The organism is Pseudomonas sp. fls2-241-TYG-175 (assembly GCF_030209155.1).
GTDB lineage: Bacteria > Pseudomonadota > Gammaproteobacteria > Pseudomonadales > Pseudomonadaceae > Aquipseudomonas > Aquipseudomonas viridiflava.
Genome location: NZ_JARVSO010000007.1, coordinates 86,916 through 104,431 on the forward strand (window position 1 = coordinate 86,916; position 17,516 = coordinate 104,431).

15 protein-coding genes and 4 pseudogenes are annotated in these 17,516 nt (G+C 58.2%); 7 read left to right on the forward strand and 12 right to left on the reverse strand.

Features of this window, described 5'->3' with window-relative positions; all coding sequences use genetic code 11:
* Positions 1-6: 6 nt before the first annotated feature.
* Together QRN20_RS07320 and QRN20_RS07325 are read right to left on the reverse strand one after the other, a co-directional pair.
* A pseudogene (locus tag QRN20_RS07320) lies at positions 7-273 on the reverse strand (efflux RND transporter permease subunit); the annotation flags it as partial.
* An 88-nt stretch (positions 274-361) separates the two neighbouring features.
* Positions 362-775 carry a VOC family protein gene (locus tag QRN20_RS07325; protein WP_029244204.1) on the reverse strand — a complete coding sequence of 138 codons (414 nt, stop codon included), beginning with the start codon at positions 773-775 and terminating at the stop codon, positions 362-364.
* 53 nt (positions 776-828) lie between these two features.
* Here QRN20_RS07325 and QRN20_RS07330 point away from each other — a divergent pair, with 53 nt between their 5' ends.
* Positions 829-1,752 (forward strand): LysR family transcriptional regulator, encoded by a 924-nt coding sequence (locus QRN20_RS07330; protein WP_004882405.1) that lies wholly within the window; start codon positions 829-831, stop codon positions 1,750-1,752.
* A 34-nt stretch (positions 1,753-1,786) separates the two neighbouring features.
* Here the strand turns inward: QRN20_RS07330 and QRN20_RS07335 are convergent.
* The 8 genes and pseudogenes from QRN20_RS07335 to QRN20_RS07370 form a co-directional block, all read right to left on the reverse strand.
* Positions 1,787-2,065 (reverse strand): annotated as a pseudogene (locus QRN20_RS07335) (DMT family transporter); the annotation flags it as partial.
* A 288-nt stretch (positions 2,066-2,353) separates the two neighbouring features.
* Positions 2,354-3,394, reverse strand: coding sequence for a FecCD family ABC transporter permease (locus QRN20_RS07340; protein WP_122418693.1), 1,041 nt, complete (start codon positions 3,392-3,394; stop codon positions 2,354-2,356).
* Complete coding sequence (locus QRN20_RS07345) at positions 3,391-4,350, reverse strand: ABC transporter substrate-binding protein (RefSeq protein WP_285360050.1); 960 nt, start codon at positions 4,348-4,350, stop codon at positions 3,391-3,393. The genes QRN20_RS07340 and QRN20_RS07345 overlap by 4 nt, the downstream gene beginning before the upstream one ends.
* A 1-nt stretch (position 4,351) precedes the next feature.
* Positions 4,352-5,131, reverse strand: coding sequence for an ABC transporter ATP-binding protein (locus QRN20_RS07350; RefSeq protein WP_285360051.1), 780 nt, complete (start codon positions 5,129-5,131; stop codon positions 4,352-4,354).
* Entirely contained in the window at positions 5,131-7,278 is a 2,148-nt protein-coding gene (locus tag QRN20_RS07355) for a TonB-dependent receptor (protein ID WP_285360052.1), read from the reverse strand. Before QRN20_RS07355 ends, QRN20_RS07350 begins: the two co-directional genes overlap by 1 nt.
* 180 nt (positions 7,279-7,458) lie before the next feature.
* Positions 7,459-8,403 carry a methyltransferase gene (locus QRN20_RS07360; RefSeq protein ID WP_285360053.1) on the reverse strand — a complete coding sequence of 315 codons (945 nt, stop codon included), beginning with the start codon at positions 8,401-8,403 and terminating at the stop codon, positions 7,459-7,461.
* A complete protein-coding gene (locus QRN20_RS07365; RefSeq protein ID WP_029244197.1) occupies positions 8,400-9,851 on the reverse strand; it encodes an iron-containing redox enzyme family protein in 1,452 nt (483 codons plus the stop codon). The genes QRN20_RS07360 and QRN20_RS07365 overlap by 4 nt, the downstream gene beginning before the upstream one ends.
* Positions 9,852-9,996: 145 nt before the next feature.
* Positions 9,997-10,482 (reverse strand): CinA family protein, encoded by a 486-nt coding sequence (locus tag QRN20_RS07370; protein WP_029244196.1) that lies wholly within the window; start codon positions 10,480-10,482, stop codon positions 9,997-9,999.
* A gap of 242 nt (positions 10,483-10,724) precedes the next feature.
* Between QRN20_RS07370 and QRN20_RS07375 the strand changes: the two genes are divergently transcribed.
* Positions 10,725-11,240, forward strand: a complete 516-nt coding sequence (locus QRN20_RS07375; RefSeq protein ID WP_004882392.1) for a DUF4142 domain-containing protein — start codon at positions 10,725-10,727, stop codon at positions 11,238-11,240.
* Between the two features lie 188 nt (positions 11,241-11,428).
* Here QRN20_RS07375 and QRN20_RS07380 read toward each other — a convergent pair whose 3' ends face one another.
* Positions 11,429-11,608 carry a hypothetical protein gene (locus QRN20_RS07380; RefSeq protein ID WP_122418748.1) on the reverse strand — a complete coding sequence of 60 codons (180 nt, stop codon included), beginning with the start codon at positions 11,606-11,608 and terminating at the stop codon, positions 11,429-11,431.
* Positions 11,609-11,644: 36 nt separating this feature from the next.
* Complete coding sequence (locus tag QRN20_RS07385; protein ID WP_122418689.1) at positions 11,645-12,526, reverse strand: manganese catalase family protein; 882 nt, start codon at positions 12,524-12,526, stop codon at positions 11,645-11,647.
* 429 nt (positions 12,527-12,955) lie between these two features.
* Here QRN20_RS07385 and QRN20_RS07390 point away from each other — a divergent pair, with 429 nt between their 5' ends.
* The 5 genes and pseudogenes from QRN20_RS07390 to QRN20_RS26795 form a co-directional block, all read left to right on the forward strand.
* Positions 12,956-13,180 (forward strand): DUF6555 family protein, encoded by a 225-nt coding sequence (locus tag QRN20_RS07390; protein WP_029244193.1) that lies wholly within the window; start codon positions 12,956-12,958, stop codon positions 13,178-13,180.
* Between the two features lie 58 nt (positions 13,181-13,238).
* Positions 13,239-13,502: a hypothetical protein gene (locus QRN20_RS07395; RefSeq protein WP_029244192.1), complete on the forward strand. Its 264-nt coding sequence runs from the start codon at positions 13,239-13,241 to the stop codon at positions 13,500-13,502.
* A 1,312-nt stretch (positions 13,503-14,814) separates the two neighbouring features.
* Positions 14,815-14,982 (forward strand): annotated as a pseudogene (locus tag QRN20_RS26785) (HAMP domain-containing protein); the annotation flags it as partial.
* A 159-nt stretch (positions 14,983-15,141) separates the two neighbouring features.
* The gene (locus QRN20_RS26790) at positions 15,142-15,852 is read left to right on the forward strand and encodes a methyl-accepting chemotaxis protein (protein WP_407072021.1); all 711 of its coding nucleotides are present in this window, start codon (positions 15,142-15,144) and stop codon (positions 15,850-15,852) included.
* Positions 15,853-16,341: 489 nt separating this feature from the next.
* Positions 16,342-17,319, forward strand: a pseudogene (locus tag QRN20_RS26795) (methyl-accepting chemotaxis protein); the annotation flags it as partial.
* Positions 17,320-17,516: the final 197 nt, after the last annotated feature.

A 17,516-nucleotide genomic window follows, 5' to 3' on the forward strand; every position in this document is an offset into this window, starting at 1 on the left:
AAAAAATCACACCCTACTCAATTCACCCGCAGCTCCCTCACCCACCGATCTGCCCCTCTGCGACAACACCGTATAAATCGCAGGCAGTACAAACAGCGTGAACAAGGTCCCTGTCATCATGCCGATGACGATCACCAGACCCAGGCCGAAGCGGCTGTTGGCGCCAGCGCCTGATGCGAACAGCAATGGGATAAGGCCCACGACCATTGCGGCTGTGGTCATCAGGATGGGACGCAGGCGGATGCGTGAGGCCCTTACGATGGCTTGGGCGGATGTGCTACCGCTGAGGGCGATCAGCACATAGGGATGGCGCTTCACTGCACCGACGTAAATCATCAACGTTCATCCTTGACTCAATGGTTCAGTAGATTGGCCAGCAGCCAGGGGTCAGAAGCTCGATCAGGTTCTCGTCCGGATCGCGGAAGTAGATGCTCGATCCGCCCTTTGGCCATTCCGTACGGCCCTCTATGGGCACGTCAGCCTGATCGAGACGTTCCACCCAGGCGTCCATCTCCCGGGCGTCTATAGCAAAGCACACGTGTATGCGTCCGCTCGCATCGTGTGGCGGAATTTCCCCACCGCTCAAGTGTTTGGTTTCCAGCGAGGTACCGCGCTTAAACAGCAGCAGCGTGTTCAGACCTCCGACGTTCAGGGCGACCAGTACGCTGCTTTCAACCATGACTTCAAGGTCGAGCGTGTTGTAGTAAAAATTCTTGGCTTCTGTAAGATCTTTCACATAGAGCGCCGTCTCAATGATCCTGTTGAGTCGTGGCATGTGTCGCTCTCCTTTTTGAGACAAAGAAACCCCTCGGGTTTGGAAGGCCATGGATGGTGAATGTCTTGTTGCGCAACATCGATTTGAATCTGTTGGTGGTGCTTGATGCCCTGCTGACAGAAAAGCACGTCACCCGCACGGGCGAGCGTCTGCACCTGAGTCAGCCTGCAATCAGCCACTCCCTGAGCAAACTGCGCAGCCTGCTCGACGACCCGATCCTGATCAGGAAGGGCAACGAGGTGTACCTGAGCGCGCTGGCGCTCAACATCCAGATGCCCGTCAAGGAAGTGCTGAGCCAGATCGAGACCCTGTTCGGCAACTCCATTGCCTTCGAACCTGCCAGCTCGCAACGTACCTTCAATCTGGCAATGTCCGACTACGGTGCAGCCATCGTGTTGCCCAGGCTGCTGGTGCGCATTCGCAAACAGGCTCCCAACACCACCGTCGTCGTGACGCAGGGCAGCCGCCCCGGTATGCTTGAGCAGGTCACTCAGGGCAAGATCGATCTGGCGCTTGGCGTGTTTCCCGGTCTGCCCGCCGACATCGCCCAGTCCACGCTGTTCGAAGAGACATTCTCGTGCCTGCTCGACCGCAAGACGCTGCCATCCAATGGCGTGCTCGACCTGGACAGTTACCTGATGCGTCCACACATTTCCGTGTCCATGGATGGAAGCATCGGCGAGATCGATAACCTGCTGCGTGCTCAAGGTCTGCATCGCCGCATCGCTGTCAGCGTGCCGCACTGGCGTACGGCGCCCCGGATGATCAGCCAGACCGATTTGATCCTCACCGTCGCCACCCGCACGCTGGATGAGGCGGAGGTGGACGACACGCTGATCAAGCTCAGCCCGCCGCTGGCCATACCGCCGTTTCCGTTCGTGCAGATCTGGCACCACCGCTTCAACGAAGACCCTGCCCATAAGTGGCTACGCGAACAGGTCGAACAGGTGGCGTCTCATCGAGACCCCGCCGGCTGAGTCGGGCGCAGACGCAGGTCCGGTTTAGTACGGACTTTGGCGCCATCAACAGGGCAGTTGTTATGTAGAAAACGCCGGCTATTCCGCCGAGCCAGGCCCACCAGGGCGTGCCTTGCAGCGCCATGAGGCCCGGACGCTGGACCTTGAAAATCAACATCACGCCAATCACGGCGATCAGACTGACGATCAATGAAACCGTGGTCGCCAATAAAGGATGTCCCAGGGCGACGCCCAATCTTGCATTGGTCCCCGCCTGTAACGGAACTGCAAAACCGGCAGCCAGACTTAGAGCAAAAGCAGTCACTACATTCATCAGACAGCTACCTCTTTTTTTCAGTGTTACCCAGCCGGGCGCGCACTGACCAATTCTCAGTTCTGATGGGCGGTATGAGTGAGGCTTATTAAGTAGTGGCCTTTGGCTAGGAACTAGCCGAGCACCTGATGAGCCCTGAACGGGCTCTGGCGTGAGCGTCATTGAGTCGTGGTGTTGCCGCATAGTCATACTTTTCTGTTATTGGTTCATCGACTCATCTTTAAACAATGGAGCACGCTTGCGGTAATGAGGTGGAATCGTCGCAGGCCCTCTTGATGAGCCGCTGCCTCAACCCCGCCTCATCATAAAAATAAAAAACAGCCCGCCCAATAACGCCGTCGAGATCCCGATGGGCAGATCTTCAGGCGCAATCAACGTGCGCGATACCACGTCCACCCAGACCATCAGCAGCGCGCCCAGCAGCGTTGCAACCGGCAGCAACCGTCTGTGTTCCGAGCCCACGAGGCGTCTGGCGATGTGCGGCACCATCAGGCCGACGAAGCCGATGGAGCCGCACAGGGCGACGAGTACGCCGGTCATCAGCGAGGCGATCAGGAACACCAGCAACCGGACATTGCGCACGTGCAGGCCCAGGCTCACGGCGGTCTGATCGCCTGCCATCAGGGCGTTCAACGCGCGGCCGAGTCCCTGAAGCAATATCCAGCCTGCCAGCACGGTCACCGATGGCACTGGCAGCAGTTCCCAGCGAGCAAGGCCAAGGCCGCCCAGCATCCAGAACAGCACGGAAGAGCTGGCGCGGTGATCGCCCAGAAACAGCAGCAGGTTGGCGATGGCCATCATGACGAACGACACGGCGACGCCGCTCAACAGCAGGCGCTGGCTGTCGAGGCGGCCGTTTCGACTGGACAGCGACAGCACCAGGATCAGGCTGGCGAGCGAGCCTGCAAATGCGGCGAGGGGCAAGGTCAGCATGCCGAGGATTTCGCCGACGTGCATGACCACAATCACGGCACCGAGTGTGGCGCCCGAAGTGGCTCCCAACAGATGCGGATCGGCCAGCGGATTGCGGGTCACGGCTTGCAGCACGCAGCCTATGAGCGCCAGACCTGCGCCTGCCAGAGCGCCCAGCAACACACGGGGCATACGGATCAGCCAGACGATGGTCTCTTGTCCTGCCGTCCAGAGGTGTGGCTCATGACCGACGCCTGACAGTTTGAGCGTCAGGATGCCGATGACCTGCTCCAACGGCACACGCGCTGCGCCGAAGGTGACGGACACCAGGCACGAGATCAGCAGCACAACTGTGAGAGCGATCAGCAAACCGGTGTAGCGGCTCCGCCGTTCCGTGAGCCACTGCGACAGGGTCATCGCGCCACGTCGTGAAAGGCCGCCGCCAGAGTCTCGATGGCTGCGACGTTATCGATTCCCGGTGTGACGGCAACGTAGGGCAACACGACGTAGCGTTTGTTGCGAACCGCATCGACGGATTGCAGGGCCGGGTTGTTTTCCAGAAATTGCCGCTTCTGTGCGGCGCTGACTTCGCCATAGTCGACGATCACGATGATTTCGGGATTGCTCTGCACCACCGACTCCCAGTTCACGTGAGTCCAGCTGGCCGCGACATCGCCCATGACATTGCTTCCGCCCGCTGCGCGGATCAGCGCTTGCGGAATGGCCAGACGCCCGGCAGTCATGGGCCGGTCTTCGCCGCTGTCGTACAGAAAGACTCGCGGAGGCGCTTTGTCTGCCAGTTGCTCGTGGACCCGACTCACCCGGCTCTGCATGTCGGCCACCAGCGCTTGTGCCCGGTCCTTAACATTGAATATGCGACCCAGATTGAGCAGGTCGTTGTACACATCGTCCAGCGTCGCTTCGGCGCGAGGCATGATCTGCGCGCAGGATTCAGTCAGCTCGTAGGTCTGAATGCCCAGCGTAGCGAGGCTCTGCGGCGTGACGTCGCCGCCGACCCGCATGCCGTAGTTCCAGCCGGCGAAATAGAAATCGGCGTTGGCGTTGAGCAGGTTTTCCACGGACGGGTATTTACTGGACAACTCGGGCAGCGTGCCCAGATCGTGCAGCAGCGCGGGATCGGGTTTGTTCCATCCGGTGATGCCGCTGTAGCCCGCCATGTGGGATTGCAGGCCCAGCGCGACCATTATTTTGGTGAGGTTGACGTCGTTGCTGACCGCGCGTTGCGGCGCAGCGTTGAATGTCACCGAGCGGTCGCAGCTTTGCACGGTGACCGGATAGTTCGTGGCTTGCGCGTGCACCATCGGGCTGATCGCTAGTGCGGCCAGGGTCAGCCAGTTCAACAAAGGCTTCATTTCAGGGAATCCAGGTGATGCGTGGGTAATCACGCAGAGGATGGCAATCGACCAGCGCCTTGGCGCCGAACACGCTGAGCAGCAGATCCGGGGTCAGTACGTCCCAGGGCGTGCCCTGGGCAACCAGCCGACCGTGATGCACCACATACAACCGGTCGCAGAATGCCGCCGCCAGGTTCAGGTCATGAATGCTGGCCAGCGTCGCCACGCCGAGCTGTCTGACCAGCCCCAATAGTTCGAGTTGATGACGCGGATCGAGGTGGTTGGTCGGCTCGTCCAGCACCATCAATTGCGGTTGCTGGACCAATGCACGGGCCAGCAGACAGCGCTGCTTTTCGCCGCCGGACAGCGTGTCGAAACGATGCTGTTCATAACCTTCCAGCCCGACGGCTTTAAGCGCTTGCTGAACGATGGCGCGGTCTTCGGCACTGTCCGCTGCGAAAAACCCCTGATGAGGTGCGCGCCCCATCGTGGTGACATCCAGCAGCGTCAGGCCGAAGGCGTCGGGAAACTCTTGGGCAACCACCGCGACACGCTGTGCGCACCAGCGCGGGCTGCGGCGCCAGATGTCATGGTCGGTCAGCGTGACGCTGCCGCTGTGCGGGCGGCTGTAGCGGAACGCGCAGCGCAGCAGACTGGTCTTACCGCCCCCATTGGGACCGATCAGCCCTACGAACTCGCCTGCGGCAATCTGCAGGTCGATGTCCTTGAGGGCGAAATGTTCGTGGTCGCAGACAGACGCCTGTTCCGGCGCCCAGGCCAGGTTCTTCAGGGTAAGCATCAGAAACTCATGTCCGCAGTGACGTACAGGGAGCGCGGCTCCCCGAGGATCCATTGCTGGCCCTCGTTGTACTGACTGGCCGCGTATTGACGGTCGAACAGATTGCGCACCTGCAGACCCAGCGTGGTAGTGCGCAGCGCTTTCCACGAAAGACTGGCGTCGGTCACGGTGTAGGCGGACAGCTCACGGGTGTTGGCGATATCGGCGTATCGGCTGTCGACATAGCGCAGCCCGCCGCCGATCTGCAGCGCGCTGCTGAGCTGTTTGTCGAGCCAGAGGTTGGCCGTGCGTTTCGGCACATCGACCGGTGCGTTGCCGTCACGCGACACGGCCACACCCGCGACGCTCTGATCGAACTGATCGTAGCGAGCCCGCACGAAGGCTGCGTTGGCGGTCAGCGCCCAGTCCTGCGGTAATTGCAGCTTCAGGCTCGCCTCCAGTCCGTTGGAAGACTGCTGGCCTACCTGTTGGGTAAGATCAGGATTGCCGGCATCAGTGGTGAGCAGCTTCTTCTTGACGATGTGGTAGGCGGCCAGCGTCCATTCCAGACGCTCATCCCACAGCGCCTGTTTGAAGCCGATTTCCGATTGCCGGGCGGTGGCCAGATCGAATTGCTGCTGGCCCGGATTGAGTGAAACCAGGCTGCCGACGCCGTCGGTGCTGGTCGAGTATTGCGCGTAGGTCGAACTGGTCGGGGTCAGTGCGTAGACCAGGCCGACTTTCCAGTTGTTGCCGATCAAGTCCTTTTCGGTGTGGCTGTCGTCACGCAACGCGTTGCGCTCGATATTCACGTAGTCGCGCCGTACGCCTGTGATGATTGATAACTGATCGGTCAGCAGGGTGCGGTTTTCACCGAAGACCGACAGCTGCCGAGTTGTACTTTTGAACAGCTCGGAGTAGGGCGACGCGCTCTGGAAACGGCCGGATGCGGGGTTTTCGATGTCGATCGGATCGCCGGCCGGGTTTACGTCGTCATACGGCGAATTGTTGGTCAGCTTGAAGCGGATGCGGTTGACGTCCATGCCCAGTACGCTCTGACTTTCAAGGCCTGCCAGGCTGTGCTTGAACGTGAAGGTCTGGCGATCGCCTACCTGTTCCTGATTGTGTTTGATGCTGAAATAGCCGCTGCGCGACAGTTGCTGTGTGGCGGCATCCCAGTTGTAGTTTTCAGCGTTCTGCCAGCGTCGGTGCGATGTCAGGTAATACAGCTCGTTGGATGATGTCACCTGATCGGAAATCTGCCAGTCAGTGGTCAGCCGCGTCCACTGATCGTCGTAGCGTTGCACGTCATTCTGGATGTTGTAGTTCTTGTCCCGCAGACCTTCGTGGTAACGGCCGTTGATCATCGGCACGCCAAAATAATTCATCGGGCGCTGTCTGCCGCCGTCGTGGGCGAGGGTGTAGGACAGGGTGTCACTGGCCTGCCAGCGCAATGCTCCGCTGAAGAAAGTGCTGGCCGAATCTCCGCGATCCACCCAGCCGTTGCTGTTCAGCTGGTTGATGTTCAAGCGGTAGCTCACCTGATCGGACAACGAGCCGCCGCTGTCGAGTGCCGCCTGGCGGCTGTCGTAAGAACCGTAGCCCAGGCGAAGGTGGTTCTGGATCTCGCCTTCGAAGGGTTTCTTGGGAATGACGTTGATCACCGCACCCGTCGCGCCTTCGCCGTAGAGCACCGAAGCCGGGCCGCGCAGTACTTCGATGCGATCGATTGCCCACGTATCAACCGGCATCGTGACAGTGCCCATGGCGCTGTACATGCGGCTGCCGTCATACAGCTGCATTACCGATCCCTGTCCCGTAAAACCTCGAGCTGACAACGCTGTGCCGCCATCACCCGGTGTACCGATAGCGGTAATGCCCGGGCTGCGCGCCACGGCTTGCTGCACGTTGGCGTCGCCCCGGCTGCGCACCTCATCGCCATCAAGCGAACTGGTGCTTGCCGGAGTCTGCAAGGCTGTCAGTTGCAGGCGTGATCCGGCACCGGTCACGGCGTCCAGAGCGTTACTTTCTTGCTCGTTGGCGGTGGATCTGATCGTGGACGGAGCAAGCTCTATCTGTTCTGAAGCGTTGCTGTAAGCGGCGCTGCTGCCTGCCAGCAGACACAGGCTGGCGGCTGCGGTTCTGGACCGTGAAAAGGAGCGGATCATGGAGGGCGGGTCGCTCAGGGAAACTGCGTTTGAGGAAGGTGCAAGTGTTATAACATAACATTTAGCGACCGTTCGTCCACGTTTTTCGATGCCCTGAAAGCACGATGCCCGAACAGGGTTCGGGCATCGTGTGGGTATATCAGGCTCCAAAGACCGCTTCAGGCTGTGGATAAGTTTGCTTCAGCCTCGGCGTGTCACGATCAATTCGACCGCCGCAATACGCTCGGCCTCTTCGTAACCTTCCTCAAGCAATTCTTCGCCGAACACATCCGGGTCCAGCTCGCGGTACGTCCAGGTCAGTTCGGCGTGATCGATAGCGTCTTTTACGGCTTCGAAAAACGGATCCCGCTCGCCGGTCATGGCGACACCGGTATACAGCAGCAGCGAACCCCCGGGGGCGAGGCGGTCGATGGATTCGTGCACGATACGCACTGAAAGGTCCGCACCCAGCGAATCTCCACCATGACGATAAGCACGTTTCTGGGTGTCTTTCATGTAGGGCGGGTTGGCCACGATCAGGTCGAAGCTGTCAGTCAGGCCGGTGAGGATATCGCTATGGCTGCACGTCAGATTTTCAATGCCCGCGATGGCGGCGTTGACCTGCGCAAAATGCAAGGCTCTGGGGTTGATATCCACCGCTTGAACCTGCGCATCAGGACGCGCCTGTGCAATGAGCAGCGCGCCTGCACCCGTGCCACAACCGATGTCCACCGCGCGTTTTATAGAGTGCGATGTGCGTTGCAGATGGCCCTTGATTGACTGTGCAAAACGGTACGTGTCTGGCCCGAAAAATACCGAATCTTCATCGTGAGTCGGGTAAGCGGAATGCACCAAAAGCAGATCATCCAGGCTCGAAAACCTGACCCGACTTTTCAGGCCGTCCTCGCTGCGCTGCAGAATCCCGGCTTCCAGAAGACCCTGGGCTTCAGAGGCTGGCAGCATGGACTCGGGAATGATCCGGCTCCAGCCGAAGACATCACGCAGCGAAAGGGCCGTGCGATTTTCCGGGCGTTCGTTGACGCGCTGGTGAGTGAGTGGCGTCGGGGTGATGAAGCGATAACCGCCCGCCGCCAGTTTTTGGGCGAGGGTGGCCAGTGCCGTGCGGTCCGGCAAGGTCAGGCTCATGCTTGAACTCCCGTCATGCGCTCGGCCATGTGCGAGACGAACAGGCGTGTGGCGTACAGACCTGCGGCGCTCGAATGGCGGGCGGGCGACAGGCTTTCGATCAGCAAGGGCATCTTCTCCGTTGCAGCCACGGACTCCAGTTTCAGGTGCAGTTCGCGCACGTCCGGATCGGCGTCCGCTGCGGCATCACTTGCCTGTGCAGGAACAGGCTGGCCGCTGCCCGGCAAGTTGCGGAACCTTGAACGAAACGCTTCGGGCAGACGCTTGCCTGTGCTGGGCTGGGCGCTGCCGTCTGGAAGCCAGTCACCGGCGATCCAATCGTGCACCAGTTGTTTTTCGTAGCCGTTGAACACGCCGAACATCGGTGCACCGACACCTTCAAACAGTTGCCAGAAACGGCTATGGATCGGGTCTTCGTGGCGCTTGATCCAGCCACGGTTTTCCAGAACGCCGAGGAACTCGGGAATCTGATCGGGGCTGGCGAGCCACTCGTTGACGGTCTTGCCATCCAGACGGCAGTAGTCGGAATGCATGTGCTGGCCGAAGGTGCGTTTGCGCTCGAGCATGGCAATCACTTCCTGCTCCAGATCGAACGACTGGATGACGGCCGATGAACCGATGCCCAGCTCATTGAGCTTGTAGCCGCTGGCGACCCGACGGTAGAACGCGTCACGCTCCTGGCCCATCGGCAACAGCGCCATGACGCTCTGCGCAGCTTTGCGGGCATGGCCGGTGCTGGCGTTGTCGATCGTCACGTGCAGGGTGAAGTAGTAAGGATCGATGCCCAACTCGTTCAATTCGAACGAGGTAATGAGCAAGTGCAACGGCAGCTGTTCATAACCTAGGTTGTAGCCAATCACTTCGGGAAGAAACTCATCGCCCGAGTGCCCCAATGCCAGCTGGATGGCGCCTTGCAGGTAGGCTTCGTCTTGCAGCGGTACGTTGGTGTCGCAGTCCAGATCGGCCAGCAGCTTGCGGTACAGCGACACATGATTCTGCGCCTGCTCGCCATCGCCCAGCTCTTCGAGGTAGGTGCGAATCAGCCCGTGAAAACGGTAGTCCGCCCAGTGCGGCAGCAGACCATACAGCCAGGCGCCATCGACCAGCTTGGTGGGCGCGACCTGCTGGATGAAATACATCGCATGGGCTTTGTTCTTGAAGAAACGGCGCGGCTGACCTGAGCGGCGCTGCTCCAGATAAGTCGCGTATTGCTCGGCGACCTGGCCGACGTTCTGCTCGATCCAGTGTTCGAGCGCTTCCGGCTGCGGTGGCAACTCGCAATTTTCCCGGTCTGCCATCGCAAGGCAGTGTTCAAGAAAAGCGACTGCCTCGTGCCGCGACTCGTCAGTGCTCTCACTCAACAAGGACTGATAGACAGCCTTTGATTCTTCTTCCACTACAGTCGGTTTGACGACAGTGTTACCTGTCATCAGCTGAAGAGACGTCATAAAAATCGTACCTCGGCAGTTGAGAGTCACGAGAGAAGCGGTCGCACGAGACTTTCTGTTGTTCTATTGAAAAAAGAGTGCCGGGCCGTTTGGAAAATTCAGCGTTTTTTGTCTGTGGCCGATGGGTGGCGTTTTGCTGGTCGAATCAATTGCATTGCCGATGAAACGCCGGAATGTGCTCAAGCGCGTATAACGCCGCCTGATGCTGGACCGATTCCCTGTCTCCCTGAAAGCGATGCTGGAGACTGACGATGTGCTGCTGCCCGTCCTTCACAAAACCCCAGGCGAAGCAGACGGTTCCGGCGGGTATGCCGTCCACATCGTCAGGACCGCAGATGCCCGTGGTCGCGACAGCCACATTTGCAGGGCTTTCATGCAGCGCGCCTTTCACCATCTCCCGAGCGACCTTGCAACTGGTCAGATTGAACTGCTCGATGGTCTCGGGTTTGACGCCGAGCACACGTTGTTTGGCCTCGGGGGAATACACCACATAGCCGCACTCGATCCGCGAGCCGCTGCCGGGAATCTGTGCCAGCAGCGTGACGATCTCGCCTGCTGTGCAGGATTCGGCAGTGACGAGTAACAACTTTTCATTGTGTAGATAAGACACCACGTCTTCGACGATCTTCATGCTTGAACCTGCCGTCCTTATTGTTCTCTCGGGACGCGCTGTTTGCCGCCCGGTGACTTGCCTGTGGACAGAGCAGGCGTAGTCCCGTTCCGAAAAACCGACATGTCACCCGACCAGTTGCAACTTGATTGACGGCGCGCAGGCCGACGGTCAAAAAGGCTGAACGCAGATTTTCGAGAGGGGTCGTAAAAGTCGTGTCGTCATCGACGACGTATCTGGCCCATAAAAAAGGATGACCGAAAATGACCAACTATTTTCGTATGAGCGCTCTTGCTGTGATGCTGTCGCTGGGTTCGCAGGTGGCCTTGGCCGCTGATGACTCCGCAGACTTTGTAGATAACGCTGCTGCCAAAGGCATTGCAGAGGTTGAAGCGGGCAAAATGGCCCAACAGAAAAGCGCCTCAGCGGATGTGAAAACATTCGCCGAGCACATGATAAAAGAACACACAGAAGCCAATGAGCAGCTGAAGAAAATCGCTCAAACCAAAAAGCTTGAAGTGGCGGACGACGCCATGCTGATGGACAAGGCGAAGGCGATGATTCTCGATTTGCGCGACGAGTCGTTTGATAGGTCCTACGCAAACAATCAGGTCATGGCGCACGAGCAAACCATCAAACTGTTCAAGGAACAGGCGGCTGAAGGGACCGACCCTGATGTGAAAGCGTTTGCAGAAAAGACACTGCCGACGTTGGAAAAGCATCTGACAGAAGCCAAAAAACTGGCCGCCGCTCACGGCGGTGACGCTGCCAAACAGTAACGTTTGCAGTGATGCCGCATGACCGGGACCTCTGTTGAGGAACTGCGTCATGCGGTTATTTGATACGGTTCCTGATCAGCCATTAATAACTTTTCTTTTGATCCATAAAAAACCGGCGCAAGGCCGGTTATTTTATTGACTTGAACATGCCTCGCCGTTAAACGAGGCCGTTCATGGTTATGGCAGCGTTATCGACTCGGTAAGTTATTATCCAGCAGCGACGCAACACCGAATACTTTGGTGGCCATCACTACTTGAAAACCTCGACGGGCCAGACGTGCCTCTGCATCAAAAGATTGAAGTTCTTTATCAAAGACGGCGTTGCCCATCTCTATCTTCGTCGTGACACGTGTACGGTTTGTTTTCATGATGCTCATCCTCAATAACGGTTGAACGCGCTGTTATCAACTTTCCTTACCTTGTACAAACCCCGATCCCAGGTCCGCGCCGGTAATGGGGTTGGCGTCAGGGTCGGACATGGTCCGGATTTTCATGGCTTCCAGAACCTCGGCGTCATTGGCGCTTAACGTCACCGATGCGGAACCGTCGCCTCCATCCACTGCCGGTTGTGGCGACTCGACGTATTCCCACTCGCCGCCCTGGTTCCAGGCACCGCGTACATTGGGCTCGCCCGACATGTTGAAGTACTTGTTGGTGAATTCGGGCATGCCGGGCAACTTGCCTTGCGGGAAGTTGGGTTGAATGGCATGCAGGGCTTTCTCAAAGGAAAGTTGATGAGCGATCTCGCGCGTCATCAAAAAGCCCAGCGCATCTTTTACGCCCGGATCATCCGTAACGTTCATCAGACGCTCATACACGATCTTGGCCCGTGCCTCGGCAGCGATGTTGGAGCGGAAGTCTGCGGTCGGCTCGCCAATCGTGTCGATGTAGGCGGCAGTCCATGGCACACCTGCGGAATTGACCAGCGGCGCCCCGGCGCCATAGAGCAGACTGGTGATATGGGAGTCATTGCCAGCGCCGTTCAGGGACCGGTACAACTCGCCTTCTTCCTCGATACCTTCCGCCAACTGGCCCTTGGCGCCCTTGTTAAGCATCACGATAATGGAGCCGACGATCTCCAGATGGCTCAGTTCCTCTGTCGCGATATCCATCAACAGATCCTTGCGACCTGGATCGTCTTCACTCAGGCCCTGGGTGAAGTAGCGGCCTGCTGCGGCAAGCTCGCCTTGCGCGCCGCCGAATTGTTCCAATAGAAGGTTGGCAAGCCCCGGGTTCGGACGGGCTACTCGTACGGTGTACTGAAGGCGCTTGTTATGTATGAACATATCATTTCCTCAGGCTGACTCTTTCGGTAAGCATGTGTCCACGGGTTGAACACGATGCGGTGCAGTCATGGGTTATGAAAGAGCGAGGCGAAGAACGTTGCTCAAAACTATGCAGTGACGGGATGAATGGTTGAAAAAACCGAGTTCAATAGAATTTCGTTATTTCCCACCTGTCGGTGAGAAAGTTTGAAAAAACGGCGGATAGCCCCGGATGACGGAGAGTGCATCCTGTTGACCGGAACCCTCCCGGGACACCGACTTTTTTGCACTTATTAACAATAACTATGAATCAACTTGATTCGTTTTAATCCAGATGAGCGCACTCGAGTCATGGCTATATGATATCGCTTAAAACAGGTTCTAAAATACTGGGAATTTTTTGAAATGAGCACGATCTGTTTTGCGAGTGGACAAAGCAGGAGTAACAAAATGGCTGATGAAAAACACTACCGGATCGATTATTTATTGCACGGTAGCTATAAGACCTTCTACATCAGGGCCGTCGACATGGACAATCAGGAAGCCTGGCATTGGGCGACGGTTGATGCAGGGTTTGGCTCGATTCCCAAGTACCGTTCCGACAGGGTGCCAAAGCTGAGCAAACCTCAGGCCGAGAAACTGGGGCTTTCGAATGTGGAGTGGAAACGGGCGTAAGGTTAGATGGCTGAGTAGGTGATAGACGTTCACTAGCGTGCAGGTTCGATGTCGCACGATGGTGGATGGAGGTGATGTGATCGATCTGATTCAGTGGCCCGCAATGGCCGTGACGTTATTGGCAGCCTGGTTCATCGGGTCGCAACGACCTGCCAGGCGCATGCTCGCCTTCTGGTGCTTCATCTTCAGCAACTTCCTCTGGATCATTTGGGGTCTCCACGCTCATGCCTATGCGCTGATCGTGCTCCAGGCAGGTCTCTGCGTCATCAATCTCCGGGGTTTCAAAAAGAATCGGGACGGCGCCAGAGGCGATTCCGAATAATCCCTCACGACTGCTTTCCCGCCGGTAACTACTGGAAACAGTGAGTTACACAAGGTGGTGGTTCGGTACGTTGACAAATGCTCGGTTTTTGTCGGGTTCCCCTCCTCACGTTTATCGCCAGCACGCCGATAGGCCGGTATCAGATTGCATGACCCCCATTGAACTAACCAATCGGGGCAAGCTCTCAAGTGATGTCACAATGCCTTCACTTGGTCGGTACACCCTCCCATTTGTAAACGTGACTTACTGCCATCTGTCGCGACGTAAAGAAGGGAGTTCTTTCAGCCGGATCAGGCCCCCTTACTATAAAGAGAACGATATGAATATTCTGTCGCCCGGTATCTACCTGACCAACCGCCTGCGTTTTCCTGCCAAGTTCACTGTCCTTGCCATCATCATCGTCATTCCGCTGCTTGTGCTTGGAATGCGTGTGTTCAACAGCCTAAACGCAAGTATCGACACCGTCGCGCAAGAGCGTGTGGGTCGTGAATACCTGCATATTGTGACACCGGTATTGCGCCTTTCCATGCTGCAGCGCGCACTGACCAACCGCGTGCTGACGGGTGATACCTCGGCCACTCAAGACTTTGTTGCCAATCGCGCTCAACTGGAAACGGCGTTCGCCAATCTGGCTGACATGGACGCTCGCCAGGGCCGCACTCTGGAGACTGAAAACCGCGTGCAACGCCTGCGTGACAGCGCTCGTACCATCATGGATGGCGTAAAGCCTGGTGCATCGCCGGATGAAGCGTTCGCTCAGTGGAATGAGCAACTGACCCAGACGCTCAACTTCATTTATTACCTGTCGGCCACGTCCGGGCTGGTGCTGGATGAAGACTATGCGTCGCTGTTTCTGATCGACCTGAGCACCATCCGCATGCCGCGCCAGATCAATATGGCCGGGCAGATCCGCGGAATATCTGCCGCCCTGAGCACCGGCCAGAATCTGAGCCCCGCCATGCGAGGCTCGCTCGACAGCCTGTTCAAACAGGAAGCGCAAACCCGTCTTGAACTGGAACAGAGTATTCGTTTGCTCAAGCGTCGTGCGCCTGAACTGACTGAACGCGTCAACGCGCCGGTCGTAGCCGCCATTGCCGCGATGGACAGCTATCGCGATGACCTCAAGGCTTATGTATCGGGCACCTCCCTGTCGGCTCAACAAGGGCTATCGTTCAGTGCTCGTGGCAACGCAGTGGTTGCTGGGTTCTACAAGGCACAGGACGAAATCCAGACATCGCTGCAAGGCGAACTGGACACACGTTACGACGCACTGCTGCTGCAACGCGAAATCGTCATCGGCATGTGCGTGATCATGGGCCTTTTGCTGCTCTATGCGTTCTGCAGCATCTACAAGGCCTTGCGTCTGGCCATCGACGGTTTGCTTGACGTCACACGCCGTCTGGCTGACGGTGACCTGAGCGCACGTGTCAATGTGACCAGCCAGGACGAGGTGGCCGATATCGGCACAGGGTTGAATCTCATGGCCGAAGCCTTCTCCGGCTCCATCTCGCACATGGATCGCACCTCTTACGAGCTGTCCGAAGTGGCTGCGCGTCTGGGCAACTCCATCAGTCTGGCCAAGGAGTCGATGAACGCGCAGCAGGCCGAAACCGAACAGGTGGCGACCGCCATCAATGAAATGACTGCCAGTGTCGCCGACGTCGCGCAAAACACAGAAGGTGCTGCGCTGGCCGCTGACGAAGCCAACGCGGCGTCGCGCACTGGGCTGCGTGTCATGCATCAGGCGCATTCGACCATTCAGGCGCTGGCCGAGGAAGTGGAACTCAGCGCTCAGAAAGTCCAGGCGCTGGCGCTGCACAGCCAGTCGATTGGTGGCGTGATCCAGGTGATCAGCACCATCGCCGACCAGACCAACCTGTTGGCATTGAACGCGGCCATCGAAGCGGCGCGTGCCGGTGAGCAGGGCCGTGGCTTTGCGGTGGTGGCCGATGAGGTGCGCACGCTGGCGTCGCGTACCCAGTCGTCGACCGAAGAAATCCGCAACATCATCCAGCAGTTGCAGGGTGCGACCGAGGCTGCCGTGCAGCAGATGCAGGCCGGTCAGCAAAAAGCACAGGCGTGCATCAGTGCCGCTGGCGAAGCCTCGGGCAGTCTGTCGAGCATCAGTCAGGGCGTGGAGCGGATCGTGGAAATGAACACCCAGATCGCCAGCGCCGCCGTGCAACAGCATGCCGTGTCCGAAGACATCAACCGCAACGTGATGGGCATCCGCACCAGTTCCGGAACGCTGATGCAGGGCATCGAGAACAACGCCACCACGGCCAGCGAACTGGGCCGTGTCGCCAGCGAAATGCGCTCGGTGGTGTCGCGCTTCAAGCTGGGGGCGTGATTTAGGCTGAATAAACGTTCTCTGCTGAACGAACACGCCTTTGTGGGAGGCGCCACCACGTCTTCGACGTAGCGCTGTCGCGCAGCAAACACCGGACCGTAGGAGCGGACTTGTCCGCGAATGCAGTATTTCAGCCACTGCATCTGCGTCGGATGTACCGGCCTTTTCGCGGACAAACGGAACGCCGCCCGGTCCGCTCCCACGAAATCGCGTTTCTTCAGTGGGTTACAGGTTGTTTGATAAGAGGCGGCTTCTCGCGCTTCCCCATTTGCCACGTCAAATCGCTGTGTCGACGCACAGCGAATCTCCCTGAATCAGCGCTCTTGCCGCTGATTCTGTCTTTTTGGTCAAGTTATGCCTGATACCGGCCGATAGCTCTGGCGCGCAGGTTTGCTGTTCATAAAAACAAATCTTCAGCTCTTTCGTTGCGCATAAAAAGCATATTCAGGAGATTGCATGAACAGCAGCTTTGCGAACATCAGCGTCAACATGAAGTTGGCCCTGGGCTTTGGGGCGGTCCTTTTTTTTACTGCCATACTCGCGCTCGTCGGCTGGACCAGCCTCGACAAACTCATCTACCGCACCGACAGAATCGGTGACATCACCCAACTCGGTAACAAACTGACCGACCTGCGCATTGCCCGTCTGCAATACATGCTGACCGATGGTGACGAAACCGCAGCGCAGAACATGCAGGGCAAGCTGGATACCTTCAAGAAGCACCAGCAATCGCTGCTTGGCACGTTCACCAACCCGGTCAACGTCAAGCCTCTCAGCCAGCTCACCGACGTCATTCGCGCTTATGAAGCGTCGTTGAACCAGATGCGAGCGGTCTACCAGACCAGCGCCAGAGTGCGTGCCGAGATGATCGCCAATGCCACGACGGCCACACAGTCGATCGATGCGCTTAACAGTGCCGTTTTGCAGATGGACCCATCGGACCCGGCGCGCTTCGATCAGGTCCAGTGGGTGAACACCGCTCGGCAGGACCTGACGCTGGTGCGTTATGAGGTACGTGGTTACACCGGCAAGCCCGACGACAAATCAGAAAGGGCCGCCTTCCAGCAACTGGACACCGCCATCCAGCATCTGGACAGCCTCAAATCCACGTTTGGCGCGGCCAGAGTCGCGCAACTGGAGAACGGACTGCGCAGCTATCGCAGTTCGGTCGAAGCCTTCAAGGCCACAACCGTCGAAGCTGCAACCGTGCGCAAGGACCTGACCACGCAGGGCGCAACCATCGTCAAGCTGGGCGATGAGCTGTACGACCTGCAAATGAAGCTTGGCGATGACGATACCGCTCAGGCGCGTAGCCTGCAGATCGGTTGCATCCTGCTGGTGCTGGTCCTTGGCATTCTGGCTGCGGTGATCATCACGCGTCAGATTACGCGTCCGTTGCAGGAAACCCTGGCGATTGTCGACCGCATTGCCTCTGGCGACCTGACGCACAACGAAGTCGTTACTCGTCGCGATGAACTGGGCGTGTTGCAACAAGGCATTCAGCGCATGGGTGCAACCCTGCGGGATCTGATCTCCGGGATTCGCGACGGCGTAACGCAGATTGCCAGCGCGGCTGAAGAACTCTCGGCGGTCACTGAACAGACCAGCGCTGGCGTTAACAGCCAGAAGGTCGAGACCGATCAGGTTGCCACCGCGATGCATGA